This is a genomic window from Chryseobacterium sp. 3008163 (assembly GCF_003669035.1).
GTDB lineage: Bacteria > Bacteroidota > Bacteroidia > Flavobacteriales > Weeksellaceae > Chryseobacterium.
In genome coordinates this window covers 3,251,697-3,266,635 of record NZ_CP033070.1, presented here as the reverse complement: position 1 = coordinate 3,266,635, position 14,939 = coordinate 3,251,697, and the positions used below count along the sequence as shown (strand labels likewise).

The following is a 14,939-nucleotide window of genomic DNA, read 5'->3' as shown; positions in this document are numbered from 1 at the left end:
ATGAATGATTTAGTTAAGTTCAAATTTTACGAAACAGCTCTCGAAGCGAACAGAGATAAACAGATCTTAGCTGAAAATGACATTCAGAGCTTCATTGCCAATGAGCAGACGATACAGTCTGATTGGTTGTTGTCACAAGCTTTAGGCGGAATTCAACTGCAGGTTTTTGAAAATGATTTTGAGAATGCTGAGAAGATTCTTACAGATTATCACGAAAACAACAAGTTCTCTTTGGAAGTTGAGCACACCGTTGAAAATCCAAAGTTTGATTTTGTATGCCCGAAATGTGGTTCAAATCATATTTATAAGGATGACAGCTCGACGAGTTTCTTTGGAATTTCGCTACTTTCAAGTGATAAATATGTGTGTTATTATTGTGAGAATGAGTTTACACATGAGTAATTTGTATGATTGGTAAAATGAAGAGAATCGGAAAACTCTTACTTATTGCTGTAATTATTGGAATCGTTTTTATCCTAGGAAAGTATTTTTTCTTTTGGAAGAAAGTTGAGATTGACAGTCATATGAGTAATAAGACACTATTCAAAGATTTTAATTATCAAAAACAGCAATACATTGACGGTGGAGACAGTGAAGAAATTAAAACCAATAACTTCCGAACAAAAATTGACAGTCTTTCAACCGAGTCTTATAGTTCTAATATTAGTAATAATGGCTTTTCTCTGGAAATAAAACTATCGACAGGAGATGGATTCAGCGGCGGAGGTTACAGTATAAATATTGTAAATAACCGATACAAAATCTCGCCTTACCACTATACCGATAATCATAGACCTTTTGATTTTATGAATGAAGAATATTATAAAATCATTGACAGTAAAGTGATTCTTGATAAAGATTCTTATAAAAAAGGAGACAGCATTTTTGGATATACAAAACTAAAAGTTCAGAAAAGATACGGTCCGGAAAAATATTTCGAAGAAGGAGAAGGATATTTTAAAGGAATTGTAAATTAAATAAAAAGAATAATGAAAATAATCTGCATAGGAAGAAATTACAGTGAACACGCAAAAGAATTGGGAAATGCAATCCCAGACAAACCTGTGATTTTTATGAAACCCGACACTGCGGTTTTGAAAGGAAATGACTTTTATATTCCGGAATTTTCTGACGATGTTCACTACGAACTGGAAATTGTGGTAAAAATCTCAAAAGGCGGAAAGTATATTCAGAAAGAAACGGCAAACAAACATTATGAAGAGATTGGCTTGGGAATCGATTTTACAGCGAGAGATTTGCAAAGCGATTTAAAATCTAAAGGTCTTCCATGGGAACTGGCTAAAGGGTTTGATGGTTCTGCGGTGGTAGGAAGCTTTTTCAAAAAAGAAAATTACGACCTTGAAAATCTACAGTTTTCGTTATTGAAAAATAAAGAACAAGTACAGCATGGAAATTCAAAAGACATGATGTTTAAAATTGATGATATCATCGCTTTTGTTTCGCAGTATTTCACTTTGAGAGTTGGGGATTTAATCTTTACGGGAACTCCTGAAGGCGTGGGGAAAGTTTCTGAGAATGATATTTTAGAGGCCTATTTGGAGGAAGAAAAAGCTTTAGATATCAGAATATTATAAGTATTTAACAAGCCGTTTTTATAAATTTTTCATATCTTTAAGAGACAAATTAAAATATGAAAATATGATAAACATTGTATTGCCAGTAGATTTTGGCGAAAAAACAGATCAGCTTGTAGATGGCGCAATAGAATTTGCGAAGAAGGTAAACGGAAAGCTCAATTTGATACACGTAGCGCCCACAGACATTGGTTTTGCAATCGGAGATATGGGCTATCAGTATTTTCCGGAGATTGAAGAAAACGAAATAAGAGAAGAACTGGTTCTTTTAAATAAAATTAATCAAAAAATTCTTTCACACAACATCGATTGCGAGCATTTATTAAAACAAGGCATTGCAAAAGATATTATTTTGGAATACGCTGACACCAAAAATGCCGACTTCATTGTCATGGGATCCCACGGTAGAAGCGGAATTTACGATGTATTTGTAGGAAGCTTAACCAAAGGGATTACCAAAAGCTCTAAAATACCTGTTTTGGTATTGCCGATACATGATTAAATTTAGTCAATAACATAAAAAAGACCGATCAAAAAAAATTGACCGGTCTTTTTACTATATAACCAATTAATTAACCTTCTTTTTTGTAGATCGTAGGATCGTAGTAAGGGTTTTTACCCTCAGTCGGAGAATAATATTCTTTGTCTTTGTCCCCCCCAAGTGTTACCACCAAGACATAGCACCAATATGTAAATAGTACGCAACAAACGATGAATAAAATCCAGTTGAGTACGTTTCCAAAGGTTGTGAAAAAACCAAAAGACCATTTGAAAACATCACTTAAGAATAGAAAGAAAGACGTCATTATTTTCCTTTTTTAAATTAACTTTGCACAAATTTATAAAAAATGTTTAGATTACTTTCAAAAGAAAGCAATATTTTTTCAATTCCTGTTTATATTGGTTTTCTTCTTTTAGTAGTTATTGTAATTAACACCCTCAATTTCAACACGTATGAAGCAATAATCGCCATCATTACGTTTCTTGGAATTTCGCTTGGTTATTTCTGTTTTAATGCGATTGCACTGAATTATCAGACGCATTTGCCATTATTGCTCTATACATTTTTTGTTTTCGGACTGTATCCCGGGAAATTAGACATCGGAATTGCTGTAGCATTGCTTACCAATTCATTTCTTTTGCTTCTTCTCACGAGTACAGATGAAGACCTCAGAAAAAAATCTTACGTTTTGGTAGGTTCTATTTTAGCTTTAAATTTTATTTTTCTGCCGACGACGTGGCCAATGATTTTCTTTGTACTGATTCACCTCATCGTTACGTCTGAAAGAATCGGTTTAAATATCTTCAGATTCATTCTGGGAATGTCGTTGATTGCATTGAGTTATTTCTCATTGATGTTCTTCTTTAGATTTAATCAGTGGAATATGGATTATTTACCATTCGGGAAGATCAAATTTGTAACAGATTATACCGAACTTTTACCACTCATCCCTATAGTATTAATGTTGGTTTACGCAATATATGATCACTTTAAACATTATAATAAGAAAAGCCCTATCAGCCGTTACAAATATACTTTCTTGCTGGTGTTCTCATTTGCACAGTTGGTAAGTATTATTTTATATATGAACAACCGTTATGAATACCTTTTGCTGCTGGCTTTTCCGGCAACGATTATTATGAGCAGGATGCTGAGATTTTTGCCAAAATACTGGATGCAGGAAGTGAGCTTATGGGTTATCATTATAAGCTTGATCGGTTTTAATGCAGGCACTCATTTCGATTTATTTTAAAAAAAAGATTATGATTCAAATAGACGATAAATTAATTTCTGAAGATATATTTTCTGAAGAATTTGTATGCAATCTCACCAAATGTAAAGGCGCATGTTGTGTGGAAGGTGATGTGGGAGCTCCTTTGGATAAGGATGAGTTGGTGATTTTAGATAATATTTTCGACAAAATAAAACCCTACCTTACCCAGGACGGAATTAAAGCTTTGGAAGAACAGGGAACATGGACAACCGACCCAATGGACGGAATGTATGTTACCCCAATGATTGAAGATGCAGAATGCGCCTACGTGACTTTTGACGAGCGTGGAATCACTAAGTGCGGTATCGAAAAAGCATACGAAGACGGCGCTATTGATTGGCAAAAACCAATCTCATGTCATTTATATCCAATCCGTGTAACAGAGTATTCTTCTTTCAGCGCATTAAACTACCATGAGTGGTCCATTTGCAATGATGCCTGCACTCTGGGTAAAGAACTTCAGGTTCCGGTATATAAGTTCTTAAAAACACCGTTAACACGTAAATACGGAGAAGATTTCTACACAACCCTGAGCGAAGTTGCCGAGGAGTGGAAGAAGGAGTATGGGAAATAGTTGATTAGTTGTAGCTATACATTTTATAAAAACAAACAACCGCAGAAAAATTTCTGCGGTTGTTTTCATATATAATCGACTAAGATTATTTTACTGCGGTCGCTTTTACTGTTGCAGCAGCTTCTTTTTTAGGAGCACTTTCCCACCCGTCTTCAGGCATTAAAGTTGCAACTACTCTGTTTTTAGTCAGATATTTCTTAGCAACATCCTGTAGATCTTTTACCGTCAGTGCTTTTACTTTCTCCTGATAATTTAGGATTTCATACTTATCACTTCCGTCCAATTGGTTTTTAGATAAAGCATTCAACCAGTAATTGTTGTCTTTGATGTCTGTTTTATAGTCATTCATCTCGCCTTCTTTGTACTTATCAAGATCTTTTTGTTCAGGACCTTTATCAATCAGTTTCTGAAGTTCTGCGATAGCACTCTTCGTCAGTTTATCTGCATTTTCGGGTCCACAAGGGAAACTTAGACTGAAATTATAATTTCCGTAAGGAACTTTATACATTCCGCCTCTAGCTCCACCACCATAGATTCCGCTTTCGTCTTCTCTCAATTTCTCAATCACCTTGATGGTTGCCACTTCACCTAAAGCTGCAAGTGCCAAAGCCTCTTTCTCGTTGTAAGGAGTTTCTCCCGAGTAAACGATCTGAACCATACTCTTCGGATCTTTTCCTTTTTTGTAGACTTTGGTATGATCTCCGGTGATTCCTCTGTACCCGGTGTCTTTGAAGTTGGTCGTTTTTCCTGTTGTAGGTAAGCTTGCGATGTACTGTAAAACTTCATTCTTAAATTTGGCTTCATCAATATTTCCTACAAAATAGAAATGGAAGTTTCCTGCATTGGCAAATTTCTCTTTGTAAACATCGTACGCTTTTTTATAGTTCGTTGCCGCCCAGTCTTTCTCCATTGGAATAAGTCCGATAAATCTTGGGTTTTTCTGATTCGTAAACTTAGCGTGCTCACTTGCAAAATATGTCTGTGGATTAGACAAAAGGTTATCCAACATCGCAGACTGCTTCATTTTATAAGCATTGAATGCTTCAGGATTGTAATTTAGATTAGTGAAATAAGCATACAACAACTCCATTGCTGTACCTAGGTCTTTTTGGCTAGATCTCCCAAAAACACCTTCCAAAGTACTGCTGATGTACGGATTTACATTCACCTGCTTTCCTGCCAAGTAATTAGTCAATTCTGCCTTAGATGCTCCTGCTACACCCGCTTCGCTTAAAGCCTGATAAGCAAATTGAGTATTGTTATAATCTGAATCATTTAACAATGAATTTCCTCCCAAACTTCTTGCAGAGAAAACAATCTCATCATCTTTAAAGTCGGTCTTTTTGAAAGTTACTTTCGCACCGTTGCTTAACGTCCAGGTCGTCGTTCCCAATTTGGCATCGGTTTCTGTTTTAGCAATTTTACCATCAGATTTGAATGGTTTTACTAAATTCTTGATGGTCGCTTTTTCTTCGTAAGGTTTAAGATTGGCTACTTTTACATCATCGAAAGTTTTAAGAACCAAAGCCTCAGTAGGCATCGTCACATTATCTTTTTTAGGACCAGTAATGACAATCACTCTACTATCTTCTTTCACCATTTTTTTGATGATCTCATTTGTCTGAGCCAGTGTTACCGTAGGCAAAAACGTCTTTGTATCTTCATATTCCCAGGCTATTCCCGGCATTGGCTCCTGCTCCAGGAAGTTTCTCACGTACTCGTCTACCAACATATCGCTTTCCGTTTTGTCGCGGTTGTTGTAAGATCTTTCTATATTAGACATAATCTGAGACTTCGCTCTGTCTAATTCGCTTTGTGTGAAGCCAAATCTTTTTGCTCTTTCAGTTTCTTCTAAAAGCACTTTCAAAGCACTGATTTGATTTCCTTCTTTTACCATTGCAAAACCTTGGAAAGCTTCCTTGGTTCTTCCAACTACTCCACCATGATATACAGATCCGAAAGTAAACGGTGGATTATTCGAGTTGATCAATTCTCTCAAACGGTTATTCAACATTGTAGTCGCTACATTTTCTACCATGCTTTGATTATACTGCTGTACAGTTACATCTGGTTGGTAAGACTCCGTGTCTTTCATCATGAATTGTACCATAGAGTTGGTAGCGTCAGGATCGGTTTCTATTGCCACTAAAGTCTCTTGGTGATTCGGTAAATCATAAACCTTTCTTTCTCTTGGTTTTGAAGGATTTTTATATTTGCTGAAATTATCTTTAATTTTCTTTTCAACCTCATCCACATTGATGTCTCCTACCACAACTAATGCCATCAAATCTGGTCTGTACCAGTCTTTGTGGAATTGTCTGATAACATCCGGCTTAAAGTTTTGAAGAACTTCTTTTGTACCGATAGGTAGCCTGTCTGCATAATGCGATTTGTAAAGCATTTTAGGGAAATATTTATCCCTCATTCTTTTATCTGCCCCCAAACCTAATCTTAGTTCTTCCAATACAACCCCTCTTTCTTTGTTGATCTGCTCGTCAGTCAACGTTGCGTTAAAAGCCCAGTCTTCCATTACTTTAAGACCCGAATCAAGATTTCCCGGCTTGTCTAGAGGAACGGGAAGCATGTACACAGTTTCGTCGAAGCTTGTGTAGGCATTAAGGTGTTGTCCGAATTTCACACCGATTGACTGTAGAAAGTCTACCAATTTGTTATCTGGGAAATTTTTGGTTCCGTTGAAGTTCATGTGCTCCATAAAGTGAGCAAGACCTTTTTGGTTTTCGTCTTCAAGAATAGATCCGGCGTTGATCGCTAAACGGAAATCTACCTTCTTTTCTGGTAATGTGTTTTTTTTGATATAATACTTCATTCCGTTTGGAAGAGTACCAGTTTTGACAGAAGGATCCAATGGGATATTCTGTGCGAATGCATTAGCTGAAGCCATGAAGACTATTCCTAATGACAATAGAACTTTTTTCATACAGTTGTTTATTAAATTTTGCGTGATAAAAGTATAAATTAATCACAATTACAAAAAATTTTATCCCTAGAATTTTAGTTAAAGTTGAGTTAAAGTTTATTTCACAAACAGTTGTTTAATAATTTAAGCCTTCATTTTACTGTATCTCGATGATTATAAGTCTATTTAATTTCGTAGATTTTGCTAATTACCCAAATCTATTTTGCAGTAATTTGTTTTATTTAAGAAGCATTATAACTCTATTCCCTCATCAAATACAAACAAAAAAGACCGGAAAAATTCCGGTCTTATATTGATTTAAAGATTTATTCTTTAATTGAAATCAGCTTCAGTCACTCCAGAGTTCAAAGTAACCTTTGTGGTTCTGATGCTCACTTTTTGTCCGCCTCCTTCAGCTTCGATCAATTCAGGGAATTTAATTCCGTCAACTGTCATATAGCTTTTCATGATGGCATCACCCTGACCGCTTCCTGCTTTGTAAAGTAATCCTGTAGCTGCATCAAAGTAGAACTTACCTTTGTTTGAAGACAATACATTATAATCTTTACCATCTAATTTCTCAACCGCTACGGTCTGAAAGCTTGACGGATCATAGGCCAACGCATCAATCGTCTGGCTTTTTTTCAATTCAGGAATTTTATCTGCTGGGAAATCTGTTTTTGCACCCATCTGGTTAGAATATCCTTTCTCACCGTCAAAAACCTGAGTCATCTCCTGCCCCATTACAGATTGCACAGATTTGAACTTATTCCCCATTTTTTTTGTGGTAGAATTGATTTCCATTCCCTGAGCACTGATTACGTTTTCGATGATGGTAGATTTCACCGCTTCCAGTTTTGCTTTTCCTCCAAGAGCGGTAAGATAGTTATCGATTACTTGTTTTGGAGTGATCTGCGAAGTTGAAGCAGTTGATTTTACGGTAGCCGTAGATGTTTTTTGTGCGACTGCTGATGTAGAAAAAAGTACAGCACAGAAAAACGGAACGATTATCTTTTTCATAATAATATTAAATTTTAATGATGTAAATATAAGAATTTTGAACGGTACAAGGCTATCAAGTTCTGTTCCGAAAAAAAACACCCCAATAAATATTGCTTATTATAATAATGGGAATTCAAGAATTTAAAATAAATAGCTACATTTTGATGATGCGCTCATCTTAAACCACCCTGCTTTCTTTCTCCGAAAGAATCACCTTCCAAACGAGGAGGATTTTCTATAGTTTAGAAGTATTGAGTAGATATTGAATTAGAATATTTTTAAACCAACATTCATTTTAACAAACAAATAACTTTTATTAATGATTTGTTAACATTTCTAGGTACAGTTATTGCTTCCAATAGAATCGATTCTCATGTTTAATTGAGTTTTCATGGTTATTAGTTTTTACCCAGCTTCGGCTGGGTTTTTCTTTTTCATAAAATAATAACTCAAATTAATTTTTCGATTTTATTGTTTTTACCCAATTTTGATAGATTGGAAACCAAACACGATCTCCGAGTGATCCGTTACAAAGTACGATGATACCGCTCTTAGTTGGTAAATCCAAAAGCAAAGCTGTACTCCAACCGGCATTTTCTCCGGTATGCCCTATTGTTTCAAATCCGTCAAAATTCAGAAATCTATATCCCAAGCCGCTTTTTCCTTCATTAGAAAAAGGAAGCACAGGCGTTTCCATTAATAGAATTGTTTCTTTTGTTAAAACATTATTCAATTGATTTTTATCAGGTGTAATCGAAAGTTCTGCAAAATGAGCCAAATCTTCTATAGTTGTTTGCAATCCTGCGGCAGCTTTTTCGGTAAAAATTCTGTTTTTTATGGGTTTACCCAATTCGTCATACGCAGTTGCTGAGTTTCCCATCATATCTTCGGTCCATTCATAGCTGGTATTTTTCATTCTAAGTGGTAGAAAGACATTCTCTTTCATATATTCCGAAAAACCTTTTTTAGTTGTCTCTTCCAACAACAGTTGCGCGACTGTGTAACCACCTCCTGAATATTGCCATTTCGTTCCAGGCTCATTAATAAGATGTACCGTTTCGCCATTTCTTTTAGTTTTTCCATTGAGCGATTCTTCAAGACTAAGAAGTCGTATTCCCTGATCTGAACCTCCATACCCATGGACAGAAAGTCCCGCAGTGTGACTCAGTAATCTTTTCAAGGTAACTTTTGATTGATTAAATTCTGACTCGGAGAAATGCCATCTGGTAAGATATTTATCAACCGGTTCATCTAATTTTACAAGTCCTTTTTCTGAAAGCTGCATAAAACCCCATGCAGAAACTAACTTAGAAATAGAGCCTATATTAAAAATAGTTTTAGATGTTACGGGTTTCTTGCTTGCCAAATCTGCATAACCAACCGTTTGAATCCACGCTACTTTTCCATTTTTGATTACGGCTACAGCGATTCCGGGAACATTGTTTTTAACGGTAAGCTCCTTACCTAGCCTATCAATTTCAATATACAAAGGGTCTACCTTTTCAGAAATGACTTCAGTTCTTTTTGATTTTGTAACGGAACATGAAAAATTTATCCCTAAAAATAAAATTAATAAAACATGAAATAGATTATTTTTTATCTGACTTATATCCTTCATAATATTTTGCTTTCTGAGAACTTTAGTGGATTAAGAAGTTGGAATTAAATCAGATAGCATCCAAATGTACAATTATATAAAATAATTTAATTAAAAAAACGAAAATCAAAATATACGCATTACCTAAAAGCAAAAAACCTCCAATTGCTTGGAGGTTTTCAAATATTATTTAAGAATAAATTACTTCTTCAATTCTTCTAAAAATTCGTCGTGCGAAATTGCAGTTTCCTTTTTAGTCGCTTTTTCAAGAATTACATCTTTTAGTTTAGCCATAGCAACCTCAGAAGAGATTTGTCTTACCTGCTCCTGGTCTTTCAACATTTCAGCAGCATATTTCTGAACTTCTTCGTCTCCTAAGTGGTGAATTCCGTAGATTGCCAATTGGTTTCTTACCAACTGCTCAGCCTGAGCTAATACGTCTGCGTAATCTAATTTGATATCATTATCAGACATTAATTTACCTTCGATGATCTGATATTTCAATTGAGTTTTCTCAGCTTCAAGAATTTCTTTAGCCTGCTCTTCAGACTGGATATTCTGGTTTGAGAATACCAACCACTTCGTCAAGAATGACTCAGGAAGTTTTACTTCTTCTTTTTCAGAAACCTGCTCCAATACTTTGTTTACAAAGTGTACGTCTGCATTCTGCTGGAAGTATTCATCTAGCTCAGTTTTTACTTTGTCTTTAAGTTCTTCCTCAGTTTTGATGTTTCCTTCACCGTAAACTTTATCGAATAATTCTTCGTTAAGTTCTGCTAAGTTTAGGCTGTAGAAATCTTTTACTTTAACCTCAACTTCAGCGTGGTGCAAATGCTCAGCTTCTTCTTTAGTGAATCCTAATTCTTTAGCTAAGTTTTCGTCAGCAGCCAAAGTTTCTTTAGAAACTTTCACAGACTCATCCATTTTAAGACCTTTTACCAATTTGAAAGCATCTTTGTTTTCAGCAGTAATGGTTGCATTTTTTGGATGGTGGTGGTGCTCACCTTCAGCATCTTCTTCTACAACCTGAGAAATCTCTAAGTTGATGTAAGAATCTTTAGTGATTTTGTCTTGAGGAACCTGCTCTGCAAAACGCTTTTGCATGTTCTCGATGCTTTTGCTGATTTCTTTATCAGAAGCTTCTACTTTGTAGTGTGGAGCTTCATATTTAGCCAAATCTATAGTAAATTCTGGTTCGTAACCTACTTCGAAAGCAACTTCCAATTTCTCAGCATTGTGGTTGAAATCATTCACCGGCTGAGGTACTGGCTGACCTACTAGTCTTAGTTTGTTTTCGTTGATATAGTTATTCAAAGCATCAGAAACTTGTTTGTTGATTTCTTCGAATGCAATCCCTGCTTCATATTGCTTTCTAACCATACTCAAAGGCACTTTTCCTTTTCTGAAACCAGGAACTTGTGCGTTTTTAGCATAATTAATCAATTGCTTTTCTACTTTTTCTTTGTAGTCAGATTTCTCCAATGTTACTGTAAGCAATGCACTTACATCATCATGGTTTTTTGCGGTAACCTTCATTATTGATTAAAATTTTAGGTTGCAAAAATATGAATTTTTTATTAAAACAAGCCATTCCTTTTGTTATAATACGTTAAAATAAAAAAGACACTACAGAATAGTGTCTTTAAGTAATATTAAAAATTTTGTCTTTTAAAAATTCTAATGTGTGTCAACCGTAATATCAACATCGCTTTCTCCTCCTACAGTCTGTCCTAACTGGTTGGATGCTGACGGATAATTCTGGTTAACTGAGGTAGGAGCATGAATTAATTTAATATTCATTTTACCAGTTGCCTGTGTAGAATTGATTTTCCATTCTGTTCTTAAACCTAACTTTTGACCGTCAGTTCTTACGATATCATTTGCAGCTCTGATCAAAGTGATGTCTGCATCTGCAGGATTAAATACAATAAAGTGATGATCTTTTTCTTCCTCAATCTCATCAGAAGAATGGTAATGGTCATCATGCTTGATCTGGAAATCGAGTACAGCAATGTAAGTATCGCCCTGATGCAAGTGAAGATGTGCGTCTGCAACTCCGCCAATTACATTTACGGTTTGAATATCTGCTGCATCAGCTTTATTAGTCAATGTTAAAACCACCTTACCAATTTCGTCATGCTCGTGGATATCTTCCGGGATATCATCATCTCCATTTCTACATGATAAGATAAAAACTGTCGCTAAAAGTAATAAGGTTATATTGAATAATTTTTTCATTTTAAATTTAATTTTAAGTATTAATAATTAGAAATTGTATTTGAGAGTAACGATAAAGTTTCTACCGGATTCCGGCATAAAATATCTCAGTCTGTTAAGATATTCACGATACTCTGTATTAAAAATGTTATTGATTCTGAAATTAAGATTCAGATTTTTAAATAAGTCTGCACCTACAGATGCATTGAATAATGTGTATGCTGAAGGAGGCGTGCTTAGGTCAAGTTCTTCATTGAATGTAGTGCCATTTTCAATAAAATCAAGATTCTGATTTCTGATGGGGAAACGTTTTTGTCTGAAGACATTTTCGTTTTCCACACGTACGTAGAAGTTTTTGGGTGTATTCAATTTAAACTCAACCGCATTTCTCAGATTAGCTGGCATCATTAAGATCAAAGGTTCATCATGGGTGAGATCATCGCCTTTTAAGGCACTGAAACTCGTATTCCATTTTAGATTATCAAGAATATTAAGTTCCGCATCGGCATCAATCCCAAAAATCCTGGCTTTAATCTGCTGATAACTCCAAACCGGGAAAACACCTCTGTTTGAAGACTCTATACCCGTCGGCACCTGATTGATAAAACTATCTGAAATCATATAATAAGGATTAACCTCAATATGTAGTCCCTTTAAAACATTGAATTTCCCAATCATCGAAAGATTTGCATTATAAACTGTTTCTTTCTGAATAGATAAATCTCCTTCCTCAATAATGGCAGCAGAATGATGAAGCCCATCAGAGAAAAGTTCAGCAGGATTCGGGGTTCTGTCTGCTCTTGCAAAGTTTAATTTAAATTCAAAAGCAGCATTCGGCTTATAATTGAATCCCAGATTGGCAGAAAAATTATGATAATCTAAGATAGGACGCGTCAAAATTCTGCTCTCAGCTTCTCTTACAAAAAACTGAGGATAGAGACTTGCAAATTTTTCATTCCAATCTTTTGCATCATAATATTTGTAAGCATCATATCTGCTGAAGTCATATCTCGCTCCGGCTTCTGCATTCAGCTTTGAACTGAATTTATATTTAAATACAGAAAAAGCGCCTGCATCATATCTGTAATAATCAGGGATTAAACGTCTTGCTTTCGTAGAAGGGTTCGGATAGTTATCCTGAAAACCTGCCGAAAGACCGCTTTCTAAGCTCCAGTTTCCTCTTTCTAAAAGATGAGTAAGGCTGGCAGAATGCGTAATCAATCTCAAATCCATCGATGGAAGTTCATTGAGCTCTCCTCTTCTGATATCAAATTCCTTACGGCGATTTATTTGAAAACTATATTGAAAGCTGAGTTTCCCAAAGTTTTCAAAACGCTTGTAAGCAGCCAGCTTTGCAATATGATGCTCAACTTCCTGCTTGGGGTTCACAATATCATAGCTAAAATTATCGAGGTAATAAGGCTGTCCAAATTTGATAGCATTTCTAAAATCTAAATTATTTCCTAAATGCGCACCTTTAAAAATTCCAAATTCCTGATTGATGCCGCTGTATGAAACATCAAAACCTTGCATAAAACCATGATTTCCAAAAGAGAAATTAAAAGAATTCACCTCCGCTCCGGTATTCTGCAGCGTATGATGAGGAATATACAAATCTCCCAGCTTCTTGTAACTTCCGCCTGTTTTTACAAACCATTGGTTTTTCCATGTTTTAGCAACATTTGCTGCGATTTCACCACCCCTACCATTGGAAATACCGGAAAGTTTAATACTTCCCATTATCGTATCTCTTTTAGGCAAAACAGCAGGTTCTAAAACAACTGCCCCACCGACAGCATCGCTTCCATACTTCAATGCAGAAGCACCTTTCACGACATCGATGTGCTCAAAATCATTCACATCCACATTGGGAGCATGCTCTACACCCCACTCCTGTTCCGCCATCTTCACGCCGTTGTTCACGATTGCAATTCGACTTCCATATAAACCGTGAATCACAGGTTTTGAGATATTGTTTCCTGTTTTAAGTGCCGTAACTCCCGATATTTTTGATAAAAGGTTCCCCAGATTTTCAGTTGAATTTCTCTCAATATCTGAGTGACTCAACGTCTGCATAATCACCGAACCTTTCGTTTTATGACTTCCGTGAACGGTAACGGCTTCTATTTCACCAATGTGGTGTTCTAAAGTAATGGCTAGGTGAACATCCTGCGTAACTCCTACATTTTCAGTATAATCATTACAATCAGGATGCTTTGCAATGAGTGTGTAATTTCCCGAACGAATTTTATTGAAAGAAAACTTTCCGCTTTTATCTGTTTTGGCAGTGAAATCTCCCAATTTTACCACGGCATTTTCGAGCATGGTTTTATCGTGAAAATCCTGTACTGTACCCTGAACAGTGAAAGTTTTTTGTGCGTTTGTAAATACCAATCCACATAGGATCAGCAGTACACTATAAATCAGTTTCATTGTAAATAGCTTGATTGTATACTTTTTTGCCATTGGCTACTTGCTTCTCGCTCATAGCTTTACATCAACATAATTGATGATTTGCAACAACAGAAAGTATTGTTCGTTAAAAATTTGATTGGATTTTCTTTAATATTAAAGTTCAAAGTATTCAATTTTGAATGCTCTGATTTTCAGAAAGTAATGAATTATTAGTTTTAATTTAAACCATTAAGATTTTTTATTAAGAAGTTTAGAAAAGTTAAGTTGAGCTTCGCTTTTTGAAGCCTACTTGGAAAAATCTATCTGATTTTTATTTTCATAACCTTAACTCCTTAATCTCCTAAATGGTTTAAAAACATCATGTTATTTTAATTAAAATACATCATGCATTTGAAAATCATTCAAATTCTAAAAAATTTAAACTTAAAAATCCGGTAAGTAAATCTGTAATTAAGAAATGGTGGGTGGACCCCGAAGTTGAAAAGTGAATTTTGTCTGAGACCAAATTCTTTCCTGAACTGCAATAATTTGTTCTACTTCATGCGTGTAGTTTTCGAAAGTAAAACTAAATTCTTCAGGAACCAAAGTATTTCCGGTGGCCAAGAAGTGACAAGCCAAACAGTCACCTGCTTTTTCTTTGGCTTCAGATTTTGAAATACTATTCTCTGATTTTTTAAGATTAAAACCTATAAAAACATCAGAAGACTCATGACTGTGAAAGCTTGAAGAAAACAACGCAAAAAAGTAAATCCCAAACATCAGTTTTGAGATAAAGCTTTTTAATTGTCTGCTTTCCTTGAAAATCATTTGACAAAAATAGGAATAATATTTTAAAGGATTTTAATTA

General features: G+C 35.3%; 14 protein-coding genes. 6 read left to right on the top strand and 8 right to left on the bottom strand.

Features of this window, described 5'->3' with window-relative positions:
* From EAG08_RS14970 to EAG08_RS14955, 4 genes are all read left to right on the top strand, one after another.
* Nucleotides 1-402, top strand: a complete 402-nt coding sequence (locus EAG08_RS14970) for a putative signal transducing protein (RefSeq protein WP_129536139.1) — start codon at nucleotides 1-3, stop codon at nucleotides 400-402.
* 17 nt (nucleotides 403-419) lie between these two features.
* Nucleotides 420-977: a hypothetical protein gene (locus EAG08_RS14965; protein ID WP_129536138.1), complete on the top strand. Its 558-nt coding sequence runs from the start codon at nucleotides 420-422 to the stop codon at nucleotides 975-977.
* A gap of 12 nt (nucleotides 978-989) precedes the next feature.
* Nucleotides 990-1,595 carry a fumarylacetoacetate hydrolase family protein gene (locus EAG08_RS14960; RefSeq protein ID WP_129536137.1) on the top strand — a complete coding sequence of 202 codons (606 nt, stop codon included), beginning with the start codon at nucleotides 990-992 and terminating at the stop codon, nucleotides 1,593-1,595.
* 64 nt (nucleotides 1,596-1,659) lie between these two features.
* Nucleotides 1,660-2,097 carry a universal stress protein gene (locus EAG08_RS14955; protein ID WP_129536136.1) on the top strand — a complete coding sequence of 146 codons (438 nt, stop codon included), beginning with the start codon at nucleotides 1,660-1,662 and terminating at the stop codon, nucleotides 2,095-2,097.
* 70 nt (nucleotides 2,098-2,167) lie between these two features.
* Here the strand turns inward: EAG08_RS14955 and EAG08_RS14950 are convergent, their stop codons facing one another.
* Entirely contained in the window at nucleotides 2,168-2,401 is a 234-nt protein-coding gene (locus EAG08_RS14950; RefSeq protein WP_129536135.1) for a DUF6341 family protein, read from the bottom strand.
* A gap of 42 nt (nucleotides 2,402-2,443) precedes the next feature.
* Here EAG08_RS14950 and EAG08_RS14945 point away from each other — a divergent pair, with 42 nt between their 5' ends.
* Complete coding sequence (locus EAG08_RS14945) at nucleotides 2,444-3,349, top strand: DUF6427 family protein (RefSeq protein ID WP_129536134.1); 906 nt, start codon at nucleotides 2,444-2,446, stop codon at nucleotides 3,347-3,349.
* A gap of 10 nt (nucleotides 3,350-3,359) precedes the next feature.
* Complete coding sequence (locus EAG08_RS14940) at nucleotides 3,360-3,944, top strand: DUF3109 family protein (protein WP_129536133.1); 585 nt, start codon at nucleotides 3,360-3,362, stop codon at nucleotides 3,942-3,944.
* Between the two features lie 85 nt (nucleotides 3,945-4,029).
* On the opposite strand, the gene EAG08_RS14935 is transcribed toward EAG08_RS14940, so the two are convergent.
* The 7 genes from EAG08_RS14935 to EAG08_RS14905 all read right to left on the bottom strand — a co-directional run bounded on the left by EAG08_RS14935 (nucleotide 4,030) and on the right by EAG08_RS14905 (nucleotide 14,899).
* Nucleotides 4,030-6,882, bottom strand: coding sequence for a M16 family metallopeptidase (locus EAG08_RS14935; protein WP_129536132.1), 2,853 nt, complete (start codon nucleotides 6,880-6,882; stop codon nucleotides 4,030-4,032).
* Nucleotides 6,883-7,194: 312 nt separating this feature from the next.
* A complete protein-coding gene (locus tag EAG08_RS14930; protein WP_129536131.1) occupies nucleotides 7,195-7,881 on the bottom strand; it encodes a hypothetical protein in 687 nt (228 codons plus the stop codon).
* Nucleotides 7,882-8,317: 436 nt separating this feature from the next.
* Nucleotides 8,318-9,481: a serine hydrolase domain-containing protein gene (locus EAG08_RS14925; protein WP_129536130.1), complete on the bottom strand. Its 1,164-nt coding sequence runs from the start codon at nucleotides 9,479-9,481 to the stop codon at nucleotides 8,318-8,320.
* Between the two features lie 180 nt (nucleotides 9,482-9,661).
* Nucleotides 9,662-10,996 carry a trigger factor gene (locus EAG08_RS14920; RefSeq protein ID WP_129536129.1) on the bottom strand — a complete coding sequence of 445 codons (1,335 nt, stop codon included), beginning with the start codon at nucleotides 10,994-10,996 and terminating at the stop codon, nucleotides 9,662-9,664.
* Nucleotides 10,997-11,137: 141 nt separating this feature from the next.
* Nucleotides 11,138-11,698 carry a hypothetical protein gene (locus tag EAG08_RS14915; RefSeq protein WP_129536128.1) on the bottom strand — a complete coding sequence of 187 codons (561 nt, stop codon included), beginning with the start codon at nucleotides 11,696-11,698 and terminating at the stop codon, nucleotides 11,138-11,140.
* A 27-nt stretch (nucleotides 11,699-11,725) separates the two neighbouring features.
* On the bottom strand, nucleotides 11,726-14,110 hold the full coding sequence (locus EAG08_RS14910; RefSeq protein ID WP_129536127.1) for a TonB-dependent receptor: 2,385 nt from the start codon (nucleotides 14,108-14,110) through the stop codon (nucleotides 11,726-11,728).
* 432 nt (nucleotides 14,111-14,542) lie between these two features.
* Nucleotides 14,543-14,899 (bottom strand): hypothetical protein, encoded by a 357-nt coding sequence (locus EAG08_RS14905; RefSeq protein ID WP_129536126.1) that lies wholly within the window; start codon nucleotides 14,897-14,899, stop codon nucleotides 14,543-14,545.
* Nucleotides 14,900-14,939: the final 40 nt, after the last annotated feature.

What these genes read in the sequence shown, in the direction of transcription:
- EAG08_RS14945 (WP_129536134.1), top strand. Translation starts at nt 2,444, where the DNA reads ATGTTTAGATTACTTTCAAAAGAAAGCAATATTTTTTCAATTCCTGTT.
- EAG08_RS14905 (WP_129536126.1), bottom strand. Translation starts at nt 14,899, where the DNA reads ATGATTTTCAAGGAAAGCAGACAATTAAAAAGCTTTATCTCAAAACTG.
- EAG08_RS14970 (WP_129536139.1), top strand. Translation starts at nt 1, where the DNA reads ATGAATGATTTAGTTAAGTTCAAATTTTACGAAACAGCTCTCGAAGCG.
- EAG08_RS14965 (WP_129536138.1), top strand. Translation starts at nt 420, where the DNA reads ATGAAGAGAATCGGAAAACTCTTACTTATTGCTGTAATTATTGGAATC.
- EAG08_RS14920 (WP_129536129.1), bottom strand. Translation starts at nt 10,996, where the DNA reads ATGAAGGTTACCGCAAAAAACCATGATGATGTAAGTGCATTGCTTACA.
- EAG08_RS14925 (WP_129536130.1), bottom strand. Translation starts at nt 9,481, where the DNA reads ATGAAGGATATAAGTCAGATAAAAAATAATCTATTTCATGTTTTATTA.
- EAG08_RS14930 (WP_129536131.1), bottom strand. Translation starts at nt 7,881, where the DNA reads ATGAAAAAGATAATCGTTCCGTTTTTCTGTGCTGTACTTTTTTCTACA.
- EAG08_RS14940 (WP_129536133.1), top strand. Translation starts at nt 3,360, where the DNA reads ATGATTCAAATAGACGATAAATTAATTTCTGAAGATATATTTTCTGAA.
- EAG08_RS14915 (WP_129536128.1), bottom strand. Translation starts at nt 11,698, where the DNA reads ATGAAAAAATTATTCAATATAACCTTATTACTTTTAGCGACAGTTTTT.
- EAG08_RS14950 (WP_129536135.1), bottom strand. Translation starts at nt 2,401, where the DNA reads ATGACGTCTTTCTTTCTATTCTTAAGTGATGTTTTCAAATGGTCTTTT.
- EAG08_RS14955 (WP_129536136.1), top strand. Translation starts at nt 1,660, where the DNA reads ATGATAAACATTGTATTGCCAGTAGATTTTGGCGAAAAAACAGATCAG.
- EAG08_RS14935 (WP_129536132.1), bottom strand. Translation starts at nt 6,882, where the DNA reads ATGAAAAAAGTTCTATTGTCATTAGGAATAGTCTTCATGGCTTCAGCT.
- EAG08_RS14910 (WP_129536127.1), bottom strand. Translation starts at nt 14,110, where the DNA reads ATGAAACTGATTTATAGTGTACTGCTGATCCTATGTGGATTGGTATTT.
- EAG08_RS14960 (WP_129536137.1), top strand. Translation starts at nt 990, where the DNA reads ATGAAAATAATCTGCATAGGAAGAAATTACAGTGAACACGCAAAAGAA.